The sequence below is a fragment of the Psychrobacter sp. KCTC 72983 genome (assembly GCF_014280455.1).
GTDB classification, from domain to species: Bacteria; Pseudomonadota; Gammaproteobacteria; order Pseudomonadales; family Moraxellaceae; genus Psychrobacter; species Psychrobacter pacificensis.
Genome location: NZ_CP060390.1, coordinates 1,160,020 through 1,177,778 on the forward strand (window position 1 = coordinate 1,160,020; position 17,759 = coordinate 1,177,778).

Consider the following 17,759-nt stretch of genomic DNA (forward strand, 5'->3'; position numbering starts at 1 on the left):
GCTAAGTAAATGGTCTGGGTATTATAACAAGAAGACCTATAATAAGCAGGTTTAAACCAAGATAAATTGCTGATAACTGATACGGTGTCGCCGCTAACCACATGCTCAATAACACAATCAATTCAATAATCCGCCCATGAATGTTTAGATAGCATTCACATACAGTGACGACACTCGGCGTCGCAATTTTTACCTAACCCTCATACTCCTTACAAACACTCACATCGCATTACTGGGCACCTATATAAATGTAAAGGCATAACTCGGTATTCTAGTTCCAGTTGTTAAGGCGATGTTTTTAAAAGATGAATTACATCTACCTTGAATAAAAATGATTACTACAAACAATTAACTTTCTAATCACTATAAAGAAAAGGAAATCCTCTATGAATAAGCAAGAACAAATCGACAAAATTCAAAACGTTATTAAAGATGTAAAATTTGCGATGTTAAGCACCGTCAATAGTAAAGGTGACGTACATGCGTGGCCAATGACAACCAGCGAAGCGAGTATCGGTGGTAAAGAGATCTGGTTCATCGGTGATAAAACCTCAGATGTGGTCAAAGACATTCAGAACAATCAAAAAATTGGTTTGTCTTATGCTTCTAAAGATGAAAAAGACTATGTCTCTGTCAGCGCCAATGCTGAGTTACCAACGGATAAAAACAAATTAGAAGAACTGTGGTCACCAGTCTACAATGCGTTTTTTGAACATGGTAAAGAAGATCCAAACGTACAGTTAATCAAGGTCGTCCCACATGGCGTCGAGTGCTGGTTAGGTGGCAGCTCTACTATTAATATGTTCAAAATGGCAGCAGCAGCCCTACAAGATGGCAAAACGGCAGAAGATATCGGCGAGCAATTTGAAGTATCGCTATAGTTTAGAAGCCATATATAACTTCATTTGGCTCAGATAAGCCTACGGTTACTGAGTCGCCCAAAACGTCAATATACCTCGGTTTATTGGCGTTTTTTATTGCCTTATTTTTGGTAAGGTTATTTTTAGACAGTATTTTTTGATTGATAAATCATCTACTGAATAAAATCACGCAGATAATTACAAACTTTCACAGGGTATTACAGACCAGCTGTATCGTTCTATTAGGTGATATCGCTATATTGATAACTGTTAATAGGCGTCATTGACCACCTTATCAGTACTCTAGATCACTCTTACCGAATAATAATTTTTACTCCAAATTTTAAATAGTAAAGGATAACTACGATGAGCAAGCAACAACAAATGGACACCATCCAAGCCATGGTAAAAGACATCAAATATACGATGATGACCACGCGCACCAGTGAGAACCATCTTCACTCATGCCCCATGAATACCACCGAGACCAGTATTGGTGCCAAAGAAATTTGGTTTATCGGTCACAGCCCTTGTGAGACCATCGATAACATCAAAAACGATCCACAAGTCAATTTGGCCTATGTCAGCCAAGACAACAAACAATATCTGTCTATCACTGGTAAAGCGGAGCTGGTAGATGATAAAGACAAGTTAGATGAGCTGTGGTCGCCTATGTACAATGCGTATTTTGAAAAAGGCAAAGAGGACCCACGCGTTCAGCTAATCAAAGTCACCCCACATGGCGCTGAGTACTGGGCAAATGGTAATGCCATCACTAGTGCTGTCAAAATGGCGGCGGCGGCAGTGACAGATAATGCCATTGAAAAGAGCTTGGGTGAGAATTTTTCGATAGAGCTGTAATGCTTCAATCTTTAAAACAGTAAGAATAGACAAATAAAAACGCCAGTCGCATGAGCCACTGGCGTTTTTTATGCAGGTTACGATTGTTTGTCTCACTATTAGCCACTTTGCTTTAGGTACGGCCACGCAGCTTTGAGATAAATCATCATCGACCATAGTGTCAATATCACCGCGGCCACCATCAGCGCATAACCGATTGTCTCAAGCGACTCCCAGTTTAATAACAGTACTGTAATCGCTATCATCTGAAAGGTCGTTTTTAATTTGCCCACATAGGACACAGCGACACTGGTTCGGTTGCCAAGCTCTGCCATCCACTCGCGCAATGCGGATACAGCGATCTCACGTGAGATGATGACGATCGCAGCGATTGCCATAATAATATTAGGATGCCATTGCACCAAAACGATCAAGGCCGCCGCCACCATCAGCTTGTCAGCAACTGGGTCCAAAAAGCGCCCAAACGCTGACATGACATTCAGCTTACGAGCAAAGTAACCATCTAGCCAATCGGTAATTGCTGCAATAATAAAGACGCTGGTTAATAATAAATGGCGCAATAGGCTATCGCTAAACTCACTCATCCCCACTCGAGCAATGACATTGTCTGAGATTGCAGGCAAGCCTATACCCATGGCAGGCGGCCAGTAAGCAATTGCAACAAACAACGGAATCATCAAGATACGAGCAATCGTAAGATTATTGGGCAAGTTAAAAATACTTTTGGTATTTTGCGAACTTGACGGTTCCTGCGTATGCAAATGCGTGCTCTCAGTCATGGCAAACCCAGTTTAATATAGACATAATAATGGCAGATAGCTTAGCATTTTTCCGGCAAGCCGTCATGCCATCTCTTTAATGATTGAATGATTCAAACTATCAACATCGAGTCATTCGTTTCATAATGATATAACCCATTGAAATCATTTGTATCTTTTATTAAAAGCATTATAAAATTCTTAAAAACAATCTGCTACCTAATGTAACGTCCTATTATGTATAGGGCTCGATAGTTGGTCACAGGCTGTTTACTTATCTGCGTCTTTCTTCTTACTTCCCAATGACAGAGTCTATGCTGTGATCGTGCAGCCGAGTATTTTTACAAAGTAATATACTGTAACCAAAATAACCAAATAGCAAGCAACTGAGTTATGATATCAACTGTCACAAAACACTTGTACACTTAAATATGTAAGCAAATATATGTACCCATTGTATTGGTTATTATTGCCCTAATAAATAACGGTATAGAAAGATAATAATGACAACAAGTCATGACCACGGAGTCTGTCGTCAATCTCCACAGCCCGTTTTCCTCAGCCCACAGCACCTCCTCTGTGGGCTTTTTTTTGGCTGGTAAACCATTGATTTATATATACTTATTATTTTTAATTAGTAAATTGACCACCAATTTGACCACCATTTGCTCAAAATTTTAATGTTTTGACCACCAATATTAATATAGTCATGACTGCCATTTACTTGACTGTGTTTTGAGTTTCAACATTTCTCGACACGGTAGGGCGGTGTAATTGTTCAGGACTTCGCAAGCGGTGACCGCAGCCATCTACATATTTTTACGACCGCGTAATTAAAAGTTTAGCCCCTTGACTTTCTGTTTTAACCTTACTTAACTTTTTAACCTGCTCACTTTAATCTGTTGTACGCTTTAGGGTATATGCTGCCAGTGTTCGGCGGTGGTGATCGCTTTAACTTCTTTTTGAAACGGTTTTTATTTTGTGTGTGTGAATGGTGGCGGTGTCCTCTGTCGATACGCTCAACACTAAAAATAGCGCCCCCCCCCTCGATACCTGTCCGAAAAGTCGCTTATGCTGCCTCATGTTACTTGTCGCGAAACTACCCATCATAGGCAGAATATGCCCCGTGCGCGTACTGTTCCATAAACTACCCCTAACGTGTCCAACAATTCATTTTTAGCCGCTGCTTAAGATGTCCGAAAAGTCCCTTACGATACCTGTGCATAAAGTCCCTTTTATGGACTCCGAAAACCCCTGTAACTTGGTTTTCAATGTAAGGTTTTATAAGGTTTTGAATAACAAGTTTTGACAAGTCGGTACTGTCTGCCCATAACAACATTCCACAACATGCGCGGGGTTTTGAATATGAGGTTTTGTGAGGTTCTAACCTTGTGGTAATCATGGGGTGGTAGGTGCTGCCAGTAATGAAATGAATGTAAGGTTTTGCTGGGTTCTAACGTGTCCGAAAACTAGCCGTAATCTTGCCGTTATTCCTACCCTTTGATATGCGATATAACCAAAATAGGATTTATCTATAATCCGATACAGGCCTCCTATAATTTACCTCTAAAATCGCCTTGTAACCTATGCCTAGTAATCGTTTTCGGCTCATTCGCTTTTTATCAATCCGTAACCAAATAGTTAACTTAAACCGCGTTTAATGCGCTCAATTTTGAGCCTATCTATCTTTTAATACGGCTATTGCGGTGCATATCTACTATGAGCCTTGCACGGGCTGCCATTGGGTCGATTATCTAATGTTGTAAAGTGGTCATCTCGTATTAAACAGTATAGAAAATCACCCCTTTTTATGGACTCCAAAAACTACCCTTTGTATGAGATACGCGCAAAACTGCTCACATCAATTTAGGTTTACAACCCCATGCTGATTTGCCGTTAAAACCGCATTACAGACTATGACTAGCCAGCGGTTGCCCTCCAGTGGAGTTTTGGCAATCCGTAAACACTGGTAAACCTAAATCATGCTTAACGCCCCCAGCTTTGGGGTTATCTATTTTACTTTGACGGCCCTATGCTGTTTTAGTGAGTCTATAACGCTGTAGGCTAATGATGGTCATGCTTTGGGCTTAACTTACCCCATTGGGGGTTATGCAATCTGTATCGCTAAGTAAAGGTAATCATGCTTTTAAACCTTAACATTTATTAACATGCTGGCAGTCGGCAAACTGGTTTGAATGTAAACAAATGACAACATGCAGCCCGTGATTATTGAGCGCCTAACCTTAGGTTTCCCTAAGGTTTTTGCAGTCCATAAAAAAAGGCAGACGATAAACGCCTGCCAATATAGTTTTATACCCGTAAAAAGTCGCTAAAGTTGCTAAAGTTCCCGTAAGCCTTATCAGCTATAGCCTGTAGCTTAGATTGCACCTGCTAAGGTGCTGCTAAAGTTGCTAAAGTTCCGCTAAAGTTAGCCATTCTTAGCTAAAGTTTAGCAAGTTTAGCAATGCTTAGCAGCGCGCTACCTAAAGTTAAGCCCTTGACTGGCAAGGGCTAGATGAAGTTTAGCAAGTTTAGCAGCTTTTTAGGGTAGCTAAGTTATAGCTAAGGTTAGCTATTCATCAGTAATTAGCTTCGGATTGATTAAAACTAAGCGCCTGCGCCCGTCACTCTCTAACCTGATATGCCCCATGCTTTCTAAATCATCAAGTAAGCTATTAAGTTTCTTGCCTCTTAGGGCATTAGGTGCATTCTGTGATACAAACGACTTATTCAAAGTAGGCGGCTTCTTACCCCTCGCTTTATCTACTAGCCAGCTGCTTAGTTTCTCACTGTCGTTCTGCTCACCCGTGGGGGTGGCATCAAGGTAGCGTAGGCGCTCGCTGGTTGAGTATTCCACAAGCATAAACGCCCGTTTAATATCATCAGTGGTGATTGCCTTACGTCCATCAAAGAACGCCATTAATGACGCTATACGGCTCGCATTCTCTGCCATACGTGAGGCATACGCCTTTAGATACTCTAATGCCTGCCCCTGTGCTTGGCGGTTCTCTATCGCCTGCATGTGCTTATAAAATGCTTGTTCTGTTTGTGCGTCCTGCCAGCACATCTTAACGCGCTGCGGCTGCCCTTGCGCGTCTGTTGGCTCATTGGCAGGTATGCTATCAAGCAAGCTGTGACAGCGTTGCCAGTATTCTATTAAAACGGGATTGTCATAGGGATTATCACGGCGGCGCTTGGCATCGTCCCAGACGCGCTGCCCGCGTAAGTCCTCAGGGCAAGCAATCAAAGCGCGGGCTAAAAACCCTTGCCCGTTCATTAGTGGGTCGGTTAATGCTGGTTCTAATATCACGCGCTGACCTTGTAGTAGTAGGGTCAGGCGAACGTCATAAGCATCTGTGCGCGGCGTGGCGTGGGCTGACTTTTGCGAGCGTTGGCGCGATGCTCTCCCACTGCTATGTAGCTTTGTGATTGCGCCTAGTGCGTTGCCTGCGGTATCGCCTTTCATGGTATGACCGTTAAAAAACTGCCCTGCCTCGTCTGTTGACCATGACGCGTTACTGATCTCACCATCAACAAACTTATCTAAGATAGGCTCAATCGTTGCATCATCAAAAACCGTTTTGGGGTTGGCAGGCTTTAGCGTATTGCTTAGATACTCTTTTAATTCAGCGCCTTTTAAGCCTGCCTTGTCCGCCTCCCATGTATCAAGGTCTGTTAAATATTGCTCATATTGCCCGCGCTCATGTTGTTCTATCTTAAAGTGAGTTAAGCCCATCGCCTGCGTTTTGCCGCTACCGCTTTCGCCCTCTGTGATTAGAATAAGACTGGCTGGCATGTGACCATGCCCCATCGGTGCATCAATAAAGCGTTGCCCCATGTGTGCCAGTGCGCCTAAAACGCATTGCCCTGCCATGGCAAGCGGTACTTGTGCGTAATATGCCACGGCTTCGATAACTTGCCTTAATAGCCCTGTGAATGCGTTAATAGGGTATGGTGTCGGCTTGCTTGGATCATTGGCTAAGGGTTCAGGCTCGCCCCATATCTCAGCTTGTAGATCAAGTATGGCTGTATCATCAAGGGCTAGTATGTCCCTATAGCTTAAATTGCCATATTCTAAATGCTCTAAGACGTTTCTATCACTGGTAACAATGGCTTTTACGTTCTCACCTTTGAACGGCTTACAAACTTTGTCTTTTTGATCTAAGGTAGTAAAGATAGTCACGGGGTAGGCTTCGGCAAAATGACTAACCATGCTATTAAATAGCAGCTTATCAAGGCTTACCAGTAGCGTGACATTATCGGCTATGAGGTAGTAAGACAGCTTTACTACGTCCTCCAGTGGGTCATCAATCGCTATAAGCTCATTAACACTGTCTAACGTGCCAATGATTAAGGCAGACGGCTGCATACGGTCAATGATTAACGGTTTATGATTGCTGTTAGGCGTGACACTGGCAAGGGTTACGGGTTGATCTTGGTTATTACTCAATACTAGCCCTATCGTGCCAGCTGTGGGCACTATCGTGCCTGTATCAATGCCTGTGGTTATGGTAATATCACTATCAAGGTGCAATAGCTTGTCTTGTACGCCTAACTGCTCACATAGGTTATAAAGATTAAGCAATATATTGTCATCTGCCAGCCCTTGCCGTGTGGCTGCATTAAAACGACCTATCATGTCTAAGCCTGCGCTCAATGCGCGGGCTTTTTCATGGGTGTTTGTTTGTAGTGTGGTGGTCATCTGTTCCCCCTTGCGTGTGACTGTTTAGGCTGGCGCGTGGCTCTGTACTTCTTGTAGTAGCTTTTGCGCTTGGCATACTTACGGCTTTGTTTTGGTGGGTAGCGTTTCATTTGCTGCCCTCCCTGCCGTAACGGGTCATTGCTAGGGTTTCTTTGATTGCGCTTGCTTGTCTTTGTAATAAGTCGTCCCACGTTACCGTGGTATCGTGCGTCAATCGCGCCATTGATATAGCGGTGTTAGTGTCTATTTTTTCGTAATGAATGAGGGCTAAGAGTTTGCCAATATCGCTTATGACAGTAGCAGCACCTTCAATGTCACAGACAATACCTGATAAATCAAAAGCTGATATTAAAACCGCCTCTTTATCGTCTGCCTCTGTGGTGTCTATGACTTTGAGCTGGCTTGATTGGCTGCCATTGTATAGCGTGGCTATCGCTTGGCGGTTGGCTTTGGTGTCGTGGAATAACTGGGGCAGTGCGTAGCAGTCATCATGATAAGCCCTACCATCAGCGCGATATAGGCACTCAACATTGCCAATATTGATAGTAAGACAGTCTTTTGACTTTTGGACTAGCTTATAAGTACCACTGCCCACAGACGGGCATAGCACGCTGTCACCTGCCTTGAATGTGGCTGGTGTGCTGTTGGTAGTGGTTTGGGTGTTTGAGGTCGTACGGATTGATTTAGGCATGATTATGCCCTCCTATTAGATTAGTTAGTTTGTTGTCACCCATAAAAATAGGGTGACGGGTCTTAACTACCGCTAATAGACGGTTGAGCTTATTTACCGTAAAGGCTTTTGTATTAGGCTCTATCAACCCGTCATAGATGTTCGCACCAATAAAGGCGCTAAATATATGACGTGCCTGTATAAAGACAGACGTATTTTTATTCATGCCCGTAGTAGCTTGCTGGTTAGTAGTCAGGCAAGTTTTAGGCACAAAAATAGCCAATGAATGACGGCTTGGCTTAACCGCTATTAGTTTAGTAGTGTGGCTATGATAACCGCTGTTATCATCACTTGCAATCGGTTTTGCTTGTGCTGGCTGGCAAGCTACCAATGACAGTAGCAAGCCAATACCTGCCACCCATGCCATAAAGATGATAAATCTCAGTAGTAAGCCTCGTTTGTGTGGCTGGCTGTCGCTGTGCTGCCCGTGGTCGGCTTTTAGACTGGTTCTGTTATCTTTGGTCATTTCTTACGTCCTCCACGTTAAAGGCTATTTCTGCTATGCGTGTCGATAGCTCTTTTAGTGACTCCACTTGTCGGCTGCCTGTCGGTAACAAGCTGCCTAACATTTTTACTTCTATTTCTGCTAATTGGGTCATGGTGTTAATGATTGTCACATTGGCGTGCAAGGTAATGATTAGCTGGTCGATAAAGCCATCAGGCATCATCAGCACGCCCTGTTCTTTTAGCCCGTCCATGACTTGAGTTATAAAGTCGTTATCACTCATAGTCGTTCACCTTGATTTCAGGTAGTAAGATAAGCCCGTCCATCTGTTCGCTTAAAATGGTTGCTAGTTCACTGTTAGCGAATAAGGCAGACTTCACAGCGACTATTACGCCCTTGCTTGCGTCATCATCGGTACTAATCGCACTAAGCGCCATTGCTAGGTGCTCGCTATTGCTTGATAGGTCTTGTATGCGGTCATTAATGACAGACAGATAATAGCTATCTACTGCCACTAGGCGCGGCTCTAAAATGTCGTTTGATTGGCTCATGATTGCACCCCACTAGCGTTGTTATCGGTATCGGCTGGCGTGTCTATCCAGTAAATTTTGAACGTCTTACCATTGCGTTTGACTGTCTTATCTTGAATAACTACGCCTTGCGCTCTTAGCTCACTGATCCGCTGTAAAAAGCATGTGATTTGCCATAGATCAAAAGCCTCATAAGTAGATAGGCTGTTACCTGCCAGCATGTGATTATGGATAATCTGCTTATAGCTCTTTTTTGGTTGCCGTGTGTTCATGTCTTACACCTCGCTTGCTGAATGCTGACGATCAAGCCATGCCAATAGGTCGGCATTTTTAAATAACAAAATGCCGTTAATGTCGGTTGGTTTTGGGAATTTGTCCGCTTTCCACCAGCGGCGTAACGTTTGGTGGTGAACGCCTATGAGATCGGCGGCGGCTTTGATGCGCGTCTGCCCTTGTGGGTGTAAGGTGCTAGGGGTTTGGGGATTGTCTGCAATGTTTAGCATGATTGCTAACTCCTATGTAATGCCAGTGATTGGCGTTAGTAAGTGTTAGCAATATAGCTTTTTGATTGTTGGGTCAGGTAAGTGGGGTAAACAAAAAAATACCTTAGGTAAGCTACCTAAGGTATATATAAATCAAAGACTTACGGATAAATTATTTTTTAACCTCCTTTGGTCTTTGTCCTCCAAAATCCTTTAAAGGCGTTGTGATCTCTCTTAATCTTTTAACTGGGCTGCTTTCCGTGCTACTTTCATATCCTGTATTGCCATATATCCAATTATTCGCCATAGCAGAATGCGAGCCGCCGCCTACACCTTTGTTAATATATAAATCAATCCGTAAGTTAATGGCGTGCTTTAAATCGGGGGCGTGTTCATTATGGCTTTCATCTAAGATGGTTTGCAAGGTGAGGTCATCGGCTGGCGCGTCTATCTTATTGCTTAGCTGCTCGTTAAGGACTGCATTATCGGCGTTCACTTTCTTAAGCTGCGCTTTGAGTTCTTTAATCTCGCTTTGGTTCTGCCTGTAAATGTCACTAGCTTTGTTCAATCTAGCGTTAAGTTTGTCATTTTCAGTTTTTAAACTGTCTAACTGTTTGAGCTTATCGTCATTAACTAATTTCACATGCTCAATAAAGTAATCATCATTATCATTGTCAGGTTGGATTGAGGTTATATAACTTTCTAGTTCTCGCTTTGAAAACCTAATCTCATCAGCTTCCATATGTGTTAGCTTCAATTTCTCAGCATCATCTAGGTTTGATGGTTTTTCAAAAAATAAGAATAAACCATCATCATAATCTACATATTCTCCAGTTTGCTTTTCCAACAATCTATAGATTTTAACTCCGTCGTTTGGTAGCTTCATGTAGTCATCAGAATTATAAACTTCCTCAGTTAGCAGTCTATATGTGAAGTAACTCGTTATAATTTCTGTATGTAAAGAATTATCGTGGCCACCTGTAAAGCTGCCAACATAGCCACTAAAATAAAAGCATGGAGTTATGAGCTTTTTTCTTGCTAAATCTCTTAGCTTTTTATAATCATAACTTGAAATATTAATGTCAGTATTGTGATTAAGAAAATCTAAAGCTTCACTTGATGTTAGGTAGTCGTCCTCACGATTTTTCTTATACTGACTAATATCATAAGTCCGCCCATAAACATCGTTAACTAAAGGGGTTTGCTTGTCGTCAAAAATACCGTGCTTTGTGATTGGCTCAAACGCTACTATATCGGACATTCGAAAGTAAGTTGTGTTTGCGTCATTACCTACGTTTACTAGGAAGCCATTATATTGGTAGAAATTATAATTCTCACCCATATAAAACACGGTGAGATGTTCATCAACATCATGGGCATTAAGATACTTTACTACATCATTAGGTTTGCTATTAGTTGCATTTGCCATTGCTTCTATTACATCTGCTACTAAAATATAATCATTTTTACGCGCTTCTAGTTCATCAATTAAGATACTCACATTCACACCCCTACACCCTTAATCAAAATAGGTGCAAGGCGGTGACAGCATAAGGGTGTGAATAGCTGTCGTTCGGGTAATTAGTCCTAGCCTTGCATAGTTGGTGCTAAGCCTTAACCTAGCTTTTGTGATTGTTGTTTAAAGCTGGCGTGTATGACGTTATCAAACTTGCCAGCCTTAATATTATCTAAATAGTTCGCCCAGTCCGTCATCATGCGCGTGCGCTCAGGTATGGCTTGCATACGGTTATAAGCCTTGCCGTACTTGTTAAGCATTTGGTGCCCTAACTGTATCTCTGTTAGCAGTTCGTCATAGCCTAATCGTTCCATCAGCATAGTTTTTGCGCTGGCTCTAAAGCCGTGGGGCGTGTGAACTTCTTTATAGCCTCTACCCTCGTAATTGGCACCAATGCCGCCGCCGTTCATAGATGGGTCGTTTAAGACTTTGTTCACTGCCTGTGGGTCTTGGTAATTACCTTTCTTACGTTTAGGGTTATAAAACACATATTCATGCCCACCTGTCAGTGGCCGCAATCGCTCAAGCACTGCTATTGCTTGCGGTGCTAGTGGAATAACAAGGCTTTCTACCATGTCATCGCGCCTCTGCCCTTTTTGAGGGGTAAAAACCCATTGCTTAGCGTTCAGATCAATATCTGCCCATTTCATCGCGCATATATCGCCCACACGGGCAAAGGTTAAGGCTAGTAACTGCAATATAGGCTTATTGTATGGTTGGCTTGTACTGCTTAGCAGCTCAATATCGTTTAGTAGTACAGCAAAGTCTTTGGGGTCTGTCAGTGACGCATGGTGCTTGGTTCGTGTGGCCTTCAATGCTTTGGCACCTGATAGCTGCGTTACTGGGTTGTACTCAATGAAGCCTTTTAGCACAGCATGGGCAAAGATACGCTGCGCCATATGCTTCACACGGTTGCCTTTATGGACGTATTCCTTTTGTATTTCACGGCATAGGGCAAGCACTTGCTGACTTGTGATCTCACCAACTGGTAATTGACCGAAAGCAGTTACTAATGGCTTAAGGTAATTATTGATATTCCTTAGGGTGCTGGTCGCTGGCTGGTGGTCAGGGTTGCTTGTCAGCTCATAAAGCCAATCATCAGCCACCGCTTGAAAGGTGTTGGTTATAGCAGTAGCTTGTCTTGCACGTTCATTATCACGCTGGGTGATAGGGTCAATCATTTGGGCAAGCATTCGCATATTATCGGCGTGTGTCTGTCTTGCCTGCTCAAGCGTCAAAGCTGGGTATTGTCCTAGCGTCATCTCTTTACGCTTACCAGTGATAGGGTGCGTGTAGCGGTGCTGAAACTCTATACAGCCACCACGTAAGCGCAAACGTAAGCCAGCATAGCCACCAATGGTGTGATAAACGCGCTTTTGTCCCTGTGCGTCTTTGATCGCTCGCTTGATTTGGGTATCAGTTGTTAATGCCGCCATGACTACACGCCTCTATTGCTCATTTATCGCGTTAAAAATCTGACCACCACTTTGACCACCATTTATGTAACTAATTGGTGGTCACTTGTGATAACGCTAGATAATAGATATTAGCATGTAATGCACGTAATATATAGCTTTAAGCTAACAATAGATAACGTGAGATAGCCCCACAATAACCCCCTCTGTGGGCTTTTTTTTGCCTCGCTATTTATAACAGGTTCAAATCTCGATGCCTATCGCTATAAACACGTAAAAACCTCTCTAGCGATTGGCAGCCGATAGATTCAGCCAGCAATCAACTCATATAGATCGTGCCCTATAGACTGCCTCTACTGTCTGCCGAGCTACCTGATAGCAGCTTTCGATATTGCCGCGTGCGCACCAGTCACCACTGACCATCCACTGTCTGGTTTCATCGACTAAGATACCTAGCTCTTTAGTATCTATATCTATTATAGTAGCCGCATAGCGCCAGCGATGACAATCTGTTTGGCTTGGAGCACTATCTTTGCCCCAGTTTAAGGCTTGCTGCGCTGCCATTAATAACGCGGCTTTGACTGTCTCCAAATCATCATCGACGTGGACTTGTGACCAGTCATTACGCGCATGAATGGTGATGCTTGGTAATAGCTCATCACGAGCGGGTTTATGATGTTCAATAAATATTCTATCGAGTACCTCACTATTTGAATAAGCAACATCCCACTGCGGTGCTGTTTGAGAGTTCAATGTTTCAGGTAATTCTTGGGCATTGTCCCAACCGAGCATCAACGTATAGCAGGCCTGCATCTGCGGCTGGGTGATGTTAACTTGCTGACTAAACCCACTGTCTGCCATCAGCTCTACTGCCTGACCGTTTGGTGCAGTACAAATGACCCAGTCAAACCAACCGAGGCTCTCCCCTGTCTCATCAAATAGCTCAGTTTTTTTATCATCTGAGTGAGTGGTATGCCCACCAAGCGGAGCCACACGCGTCTTAAACACTATGTTTGTGTGCTTGAGCCCAGCGGCCAATTCACGTCCCCAACTGGTCATTTTTGGCGTGCTGATATAGCGCGCGTGCACGGTATCCCACTGCTCTTTACTTTGGATATCGGGCGATTGGCCATTATCATCGGCGGGTGTCAGCTCGACCACGTTGGCACACCATGGCTGTAGCAGCCCTGTCTCTAGCCAAGGGGCGATAAACTGCTGAAAACTATCAGTCTTTGCCGTAAAGAACTGTGCCCCAAACGCCCATTGCCAGTTGCGGCCCGTCTCACTGTCGGTACGATAGCGCGTCGCTAACCGGCCAACACTACGCGACTTTTCAAATATCGTGATTTTCGGTGTATTGGATAGATCGTGTGTCTGATTTGAGGCGCGTTCTAGTAGTGTCGCGGTTAGCAGTCCTGTCAGACCACCACCAATGATCGCGATTTTTGGTGAAGATTTATCCGTTGAGAGCAAAGTATGATCAGTCATAATGACAGGAAACCTTATCGAGTATTTATGAGTCGCTACCATCTATAAATGGCAAAACGATCTCTTATATGGCGGGCAACTAGTAGGTAGCAATGTTCGTTGACCATTGATATTGAATCGTCAAAACGCCGCAATATCAATATCGTCTGCGTAAAAAAGCCATGCTATTCACGATAACATGGCTTTTATTTGACGTTGCTGAACGGATATCAAAGTTGAAATAGCACCGTTCGCGTGCCCGATAGACGGGCTAACGCAACTACTCTCCGCGGCTCGCTTTGACTTCTTCGACCAAATCATTGATCACTGAGCTGTCCGCCAGCGTAGATAAGTCGCCCAATCCGACATACTGACCTTCTGCCAGCTTACGCAAGATGCGACGCATAATCTTTCCTGAGCGAGTCTTTGGTAGCGCATCCACCATATAAATAGCATCTAAGGTCGCAATCGGCCCAATCTCGGCACGCACATGACGTTTTAGCTCCGCTTTTAGATCGTCTGTTTTTTCTTCGCCAGACTTTAGAATGATAAAGGCACAGATACCTGTCCCGCGAATCTCATGCGGCATACCAACAATCGCGGCCTCGGCAGTAGCCGGATGAGCAACCAATGCACTCTCAATCTCTGCCGTACCCAAGCGATGCCCTGAGACGTTTAGCACGTCATCCACGCGGCCTGTGATCCAATAATGTCCGTCTTCATCACGCTGCGCACCATCACCTGTGAAGTAATAGCCGGGATAATCGCTAAAATAGGTTTTCAAAAAGCGCGGATGGTCATTGTAGATCGTACGCATTTGCCCAGGCCAACCAGTACTGATGACCAAATTACCTTCAGCAGCGCCTTCCATGATTGCGCCTTCAGCATTGACGACTTCAGGTTTAATACCATATAGTGGCGTCATCGCGGCACCCGGCTTAAGATCGACCGCTCCCGGAATCGGTGCCATCAAAATACCGCCTGTCTCCGTTTGCCACCACGTATCGACAATGGGACACTTGCTGTCACCAACGACATGATAGTACCAATCCCACGCTTCTGGGTTGATTGGCTCACCGACTGAACCTAGCAAACGCAGGCTTGAGCGATCTGACTCACGTACAAAGGCATCACCCTCTTTCATCATTGCTCGAATCGCCGTTGGGGCGGTGTATAAAATGGTCACGTCGTGCTTGTCGATGATGTGTCCGATACGTGCCCATGTTGGATACTCTGGCACCCCTTCAAAAATGACTGTCGTGGTGCCATTGGCGAGCGGTGCATATGTTGAGTAGGTATGACCTGTGATCCAGCCCACATCTGCGGTACACCAATAAACGTCATCTTCTTTGACATCAAAGACATCACGGAAGGTAGACAAGGCATAAGTGATATAACCCCCTGTGGTATGCACAACGCCTTTGGGTTTACCCGTTGAGCCAGAGGTATACAATAGGAATAATGGATCTTCGGCATTCATCACTTCAGGCTCACAGATTTCTGATTGCCCATCAACGAGATTGTGATACCAGACATCGCGGCGACCGCTCATCGGTATAGAGTTGCCTGTGCGGTGGACGACGATGACTTTTTCGACACTGTCTGTGCCATCCATCTCAAGAGCATGATCGACATTGGCTTTGAGCGGTGTATGTTTGCCGCCACGTAAACCTTCATCAGCCGTAATAACGACTTTTGAGCGACTGTCTATCAAACGATTGCCCAGACTCTCAGCAGAAAACCCACCAAATACCACTGAATGCACCGCACCAATACGCGCACATGCCAGCATCGAGACCATGGCTTCTGGTATCATTGGCATATACAACGTGACCCGATCGCCTTTGCCAACGCCAAGCTTGCGTAGCGAGTTGCCCAGACGACAGACTGCTTCATGTAATTCTTTAAAAGAAATAATCTTGTGTAGTGAAGGGTGATCCCCTTCCCAAATAATAGCTGGCTTGTATGGATCTTTTTCGAGGTGACGATCAAGACAGTTGACGGAGATATTCAGCTCACCATCTTCAAACCATTTAATACTGAAATCGTCTAAGTCATAATTGACATTGCTGACTTTGGTCGGTTTTTTTATCCAGTCGATCAGCTCAGCACGCTTCGCCCAAAACGCATCATTTGCTTCGGTTGATTCGATAGATTGATTGTAGTCTTCGAGATACTTTTCAGGGGTGGTATTGGCAGCAGCCATAAACTCGGCTGAGATTGGAAATGATTTCTGGGTCATAGTATGGTTCCTTTTTAATTATCATGACTTACACAGAAAATCGTATATAACGACTAACCATGCAGGCAATAAGAGTCATCTTCCATAATGCGTGACACTCAGCGATAGTTTGACAAATAAGCGTGTCGGTTGCAAGACATCATCAGCCAATCATAACAATTTCGCTGTACATCTGTATACTTGGTGATTGATAGCAGCGGTTATTGAAGAGTTATTAGTAAGGATTATTGCAACATCGCAATCAAGAGTGCTCTTGATATGCAGATGCCATGTCACAGCTCATCGGATATCACATTTAATCCTTGTAACCTCAAATGAAATATGGACAATAGCTACCCTACCGATACTGCTTTAGACAACACCGCCGATCTGTATTATTAACACATACAATTGGTTTTGTTATCACCTTTTTTTAAATGATTGTTTTACGAGACCACAATGACTAATCACCGCAATGCACAACCCTCTACTCACTATGACGTCATCATCGTCGGCGCTGGCGCTTCAGGATTATATTGTGCGCTCACCGCCGGTCGCCGTGGTCGTCGCGTTTTGGTCATAGATCACGCCAATAAAGCAGGCAAAAAGATTTTGATGTCAGGTGGTGGCCGCTGCAACTTTACCAATTACTTCGTCGAACCTGAGCATTTTATCGGTGCCAATCCTCACTTTTGTAAGTCGGCACTGAGTCGCTATCCAAGCTGGGAGTTTATCGGCATGGTAGAGGCGCATCAGATTCCCTACCATGAGCGTGAACACGGGCAGCTATTTTGTGATGATTCTGCCCAAGATATCCTCACTATGCTCCTTGATGAATGTACGGCTGTCGGTGTGCAAATCAAGCTCAATACCCAAATCAATCATGTACAGACGACTGACCATGATAAAGCAAAACGGTTTGAGCTAATAACCAGCAAAAAGCTTGGCAAAAAAGACGTCGCAAGCGAGAGTCAATCGTCACAGACGCGCTATCGTTGTGAGTCGTTAGTGGTAGCCACTGGTGGTTTGTCTATTCCAACGATGGGCGCAAGCGGCATTGGCTACGAGCTAGCGCAGCAGTTTGGGCATACCTTGATAGCAACCGATGCCAGTCTCGTACCATTTACCTTCACGGACAAAACAGGCGAGCTGATTCGTAGCTTAGCAGGCATCAGCCTACCAGTCATTGCCAGTAACGAGCGTATCTCTTTTAAACTGCCTGTACTGTTTACCCATCGCGGGCTCTCTGGCCCTGCCATGCTCCAGCTATCGAACTATTGGCACAGTGGTGAGACGATCAGCATTAACCTACTGCCCGATGTAGATGTCACCGATATTTTACTCACCCGCAAAAAGTCACACCCACGCCAACTGATCCGTACTGTATTGGCAGAAAACACAGACAACGCACTACCCAAAAAACTATTGGCAGCACTACAGACCCAGCTTTGGGACGATATCAAAGATACTGAGCTTGCCAATATCAAAGATGAGCGACTGAGTGAGCTTGGCGCTACCCTCAACGGCTGGCAGCTCAAGCCGTCTGGTACTGAAGGCTATCGCACGGCCGAGGTCACCCGCGGCGGCGTAAAAACCGATGAGGTATCCTCAAAGACCATGCAAAGCAATCTACAAGAGGGCTTGTATTTCATCGGCGAAGTGCTCGATGTAACAGGCTGGCTTGGTGGTTATAACTTCCAATGGGCTTGGGCCAGTGGCTTTGTGAGTGGCGAGGTCGTTTAAGAAGCAGTCGCATTTGATAGCTTAAAATA

The 17,759-nt window shown here is 44.3% G+C and carries 15 protein-coding genes; 3 read left to right on the plus strand and 12 right to left on the minus strand.

Translation table 11 applies throughout. From position 1 onward, the window contains the following. Positions 1-386 precede the first annotated feature (386 nt). Positions 387-881, plus strand: coding sequence for a pyridoxamine 5'-phosphate oxidase family protein (locus PSBA01_RS04935; RefSeq protein ID WP_186475227.1), 495 nt, complete (start codon positions 387-389; stop codon positions 879-881). Positions 882-1,226: 345 nt separating this feature from the next. After that, positions 1,227-1,721: a pyridoxamine 5'-phosphate oxidase family protein gene (locus PSBA01_RS04940; protein ID WP_186475228.1), complete on the plus strand. Its 495-nt coding sequence runs from the start codon at positions 1,227-1,229 to the stop codon at positions 1,719-1,721. A 98-nt stretch (positions 1,722-1,819) separates the two neighbouring features. Here the strand turns inward: PSBA01_RS04940 and pgsA are convergent, their stop codons facing one another. The 12 genes from pgsA to acs form a co-directional block, all read right to left on the minus strand. Then, positions 1,820-2,500 carry a CDP-diacylglycerol--glycerol-3-phosphate 3-phosphatidyltransferase gene (pgsA, locus tag PSBA01_RS04945; protein WP_186475229.1) on the minus strand — a complete coding sequence of 227 codons (681 nt, stop codon included), beginning with the start codon at positions 2,498-2,500 and terminating at the stop codon, positions 1,820-1,822. 2,551 nt (positions 2,501-5,051) lie between these two features. After that, positions 5,052-7,181 (minus strand): DUF3987 domain-containing protein, encoded by a 2,130-nt coding sequence (locus PSBA01_RS04950; protein ID WP_186475230.1) that lies wholly within the window; start codon positions 7,179-7,181, stop codon positions 5,052-5,054. A 106-nt stretch (positions 7,182-7,287) separates the two neighbouring features. Then, complete coding sequence (locus PSBA01_RS04955; RefSeq protein WP_186475231.1) at positions 7,288-7,872, minus strand: hypothetical protein; 585 nt, start codon at positions 7,870-7,872, stop codon at positions 7,288-7,290. Further along, positions 7,865-8,377: a hypothetical protein gene (locus tag PSBA01_RS04960; protein ID WP_186475232.1), complete on the minus strand. Its 513-nt coding sequence runs from the start codon at positions 8,375-8,377 to the stop codon at positions 7,865-7,867. Before PSBA01_RS04960 ends, PSBA01_RS04955 begins: the two co-directional genes overlap by 8 nt. Further along, entirely contained in the window at positions 8,364-8,639 is a 276-nt protein-coding gene (locus PSBA01_RS04965) for a hypothetical protein (RefSeq protein ID WP_186475233.1), read from the minus strand. The genes PSBA01_RS04960 and PSBA01_RS04965 overlap by 14 nt, the downstream gene beginning before the upstream one ends. Continuing rightward, positions 8,632-8,907, minus strand: a complete 276-nt coding sequence (locus PSBA01_RS04970) for a hypothetical protein (RefSeq protein ID WP_186475234.1) — start codon at positions 8,905-8,907, stop codon at positions 8,632-8,634. The genes PSBA01_RS04965 and PSBA01_RS04970 overlap by 8 nt, the downstream gene beginning before the upstream one ends. Beyond that, positions 8,904-9,158 carry a helix-turn-helix domain-containing protein gene (locus PSBA01_RS04975; protein ID WP_186475235.1) on the minus strand — a complete coding sequence of 85 codons (255 nt, stop codon included), beginning with the start codon at positions 9,156-9,158 and terminating at the stop codon, positions 8,904-8,906. Before PSBA01_RS04975 ends, PSBA01_RS04970 begins: the two co-directional genes overlap by 4 nt. Before the next feature lie 3 nt (positions 9,159-9,161). Beyond that, on the minus strand, positions 9,162-9,389 hold the full coding sequence (locus tag PSBA01_RS04980) for a helix-turn-helix transcriptional regulator (RefSeq protein ID WP_186475236.1): 228 nt from the start codon (positions 9,387-9,389) through the stop codon (positions 9,162-9,164). Positions 9,390-9,540: 151 nt separating this feature from the next. Then, positions 9,541-10,869: a coiled-coil domain-containing protein gene (locus PSBA01_RS04985; RefSeq protein ID WP_186475237.1), complete on the minus strand. Its 1,329-nt coding sequence runs from the start codon at positions 10,867-10,869 to the stop codon at positions 9,541-9,543. A gap of 113 nt (positions 10,870-10,982) precedes the next feature. Then, complete coding sequence (locus tag PSBA01_RS04990) at positions 10,983-12,320, minus strand: tyrosine-type recombinase/integrase (protein ID WP_186475238.1); 1,338 nt, start codon at positions 12,318-12,320, stop codon at positions 10,983-10,985. Between the two features lie 303 nt (positions 12,321-12,623). Beyond that, positions 12,624-13,787 (minus strand): NAD(P)/FAD-dependent oxidoreductase, encoded by a 1,164-nt coding sequence (locus PSBA01_RS04995; protein WP_186475239.1) that lies wholly within the window; start codon positions 13,785-13,787, stop codon positions 12,624-12,626. A 259-nt stretch (positions 13,788-14,046) separates the two neighbouring features. Beyond that, positions 14,047-16,008 carry an acetate--CoA ligase gene (gene acs, locus PSBA01_RS05000; protein WP_071002467.1) on the minus strand — a complete coding sequence of 654 codons (1,962 nt, stop codon included), beginning with the start codon at positions 16,006-16,008 and terminating at the stop codon, positions 14,047-14,049. A gap of 438 nt (positions 16,009-16,446) precedes the next feature. Here acs and PSBA01_RS05005 point away from each other — a divergent pair, with 438 nt between their 5' ends. After that, positions 16,447-17,730, plus strand: coding sequence for an NAD(P)/FAD-dependent oxidoreductase (locus PSBA01_RS05005; protein WP_093067317.1), 1,284 nt, complete (start codon positions 16,447-16,449; stop codon positions 17,728-17,730). The last annotated feature ends 29 nt before the right edge of the window (positions 17,731-17,759 follow it).

What these genes read in the sequence shown, in the direction of transcription:
- acs (WP_071002467.1), bottom strand. Translation starts at nt 16,008, where the DNA reads ATGACCCAGAAATCATTTCCAATCTCAGCCGAGTTTATGGCTGCTGCC.
- PSBA01_RS04970 (WP_186475234.1), bottom strand. Translation starts at nt 8,907, where the DNA reads ATGAGCCAATCAAACGACATTTTAGAGCCGCGCCTAGTGGCAGTAGAT.
- PSBA01_RS04950 (WP_186475230.1), bottom strand. Translation starts at nt 7,181, where the DNA reads ATGACCACCACACTACAAACAAACACCCATGAAAAAGCCCGCGCATTG.
- PSBA01_RS04975 (WP_186475235.1), bottom strand. Translation starts at nt 9,158, where the DNA reads ATGAACACACGGCAACCAAAAAAGAGCTATAAGCAGATTATCCATAAT.
- pgsA (WP_186475229.1), bottom strand. Translation starts at nt 2,500, where the DNA reads ATGACTGAGAGCACGCATTTGCATACGCAGGAACCGTCAAGTTCGCAA.
- PSBA01_RS04990 (WP_186475238.1), bottom strand. Translation starts at nt 12,320, where the DNA reads ATGGCGGCATTAACAACTGATACCCAAATCAAGCGAGCGATCAAAGAC.
- PSBA01_RS04940 (WP_186475228.1), top strand. Translation starts at nt 1,227, where the DNA reads ATGAGCAAGCAACAACAAATGGACACCATCCAAGCCATGGTAAAAGAC.
- PSBA01_RS04995 (WP_186475239.1), bottom strand. Translation starts at nt 13,787, where the DNA reads ATGACTGATCATACTTTGCTCTCAACGGATAAATCTTCACCAAAAATC.
- PSBA01_RS04960 (WP_186475232.1), bottom strand. Translation starts at nt 8,377, where the DNA reads ATGACCAAAGATAACAGAACCAGTCTAAAAGCCGACCACGGGCAGCAC.
- PSBA01_RS04935 (WP_186475227.1), top strand. Translation starts at nt 387, where the DNA reads ATGAATAAGCAAGAACAAATCGACAAAATTCAAAACGTTATTAAAGAT.
- PSBA01_RS04980 (WP_186475236.1), bottom strand. Translation starts at nt 9,389, where the DNA reads ATGCTAAACATTGCAGACAATCCCCAAACCCCTAGCACCTTACACCCA.
- PSBA01_RS04955 (WP_186475231.1), bottom strand. Translation starts at nt 7,872, where the DNA reads ATGCCTAAATCAATCCGTACGACCTCAAACACCCAAACCACTACCAAC.
- PSBA01_RS04965 (WP_186475233.1), bottom strand. Translation starts at nt 8,639, where the DNA reads ATGAGTGATAACGACTTTATAACTCAAGTCATGGACGGGCTAAAAGAA.
- PSBA01_RS05005 (WP_093067317.1), top strand. Translation starts at nt 16,447, where the DNA reads ATGACTAATCACCGCAATGCACAACCCTCTACTCACTATGACGTCATC.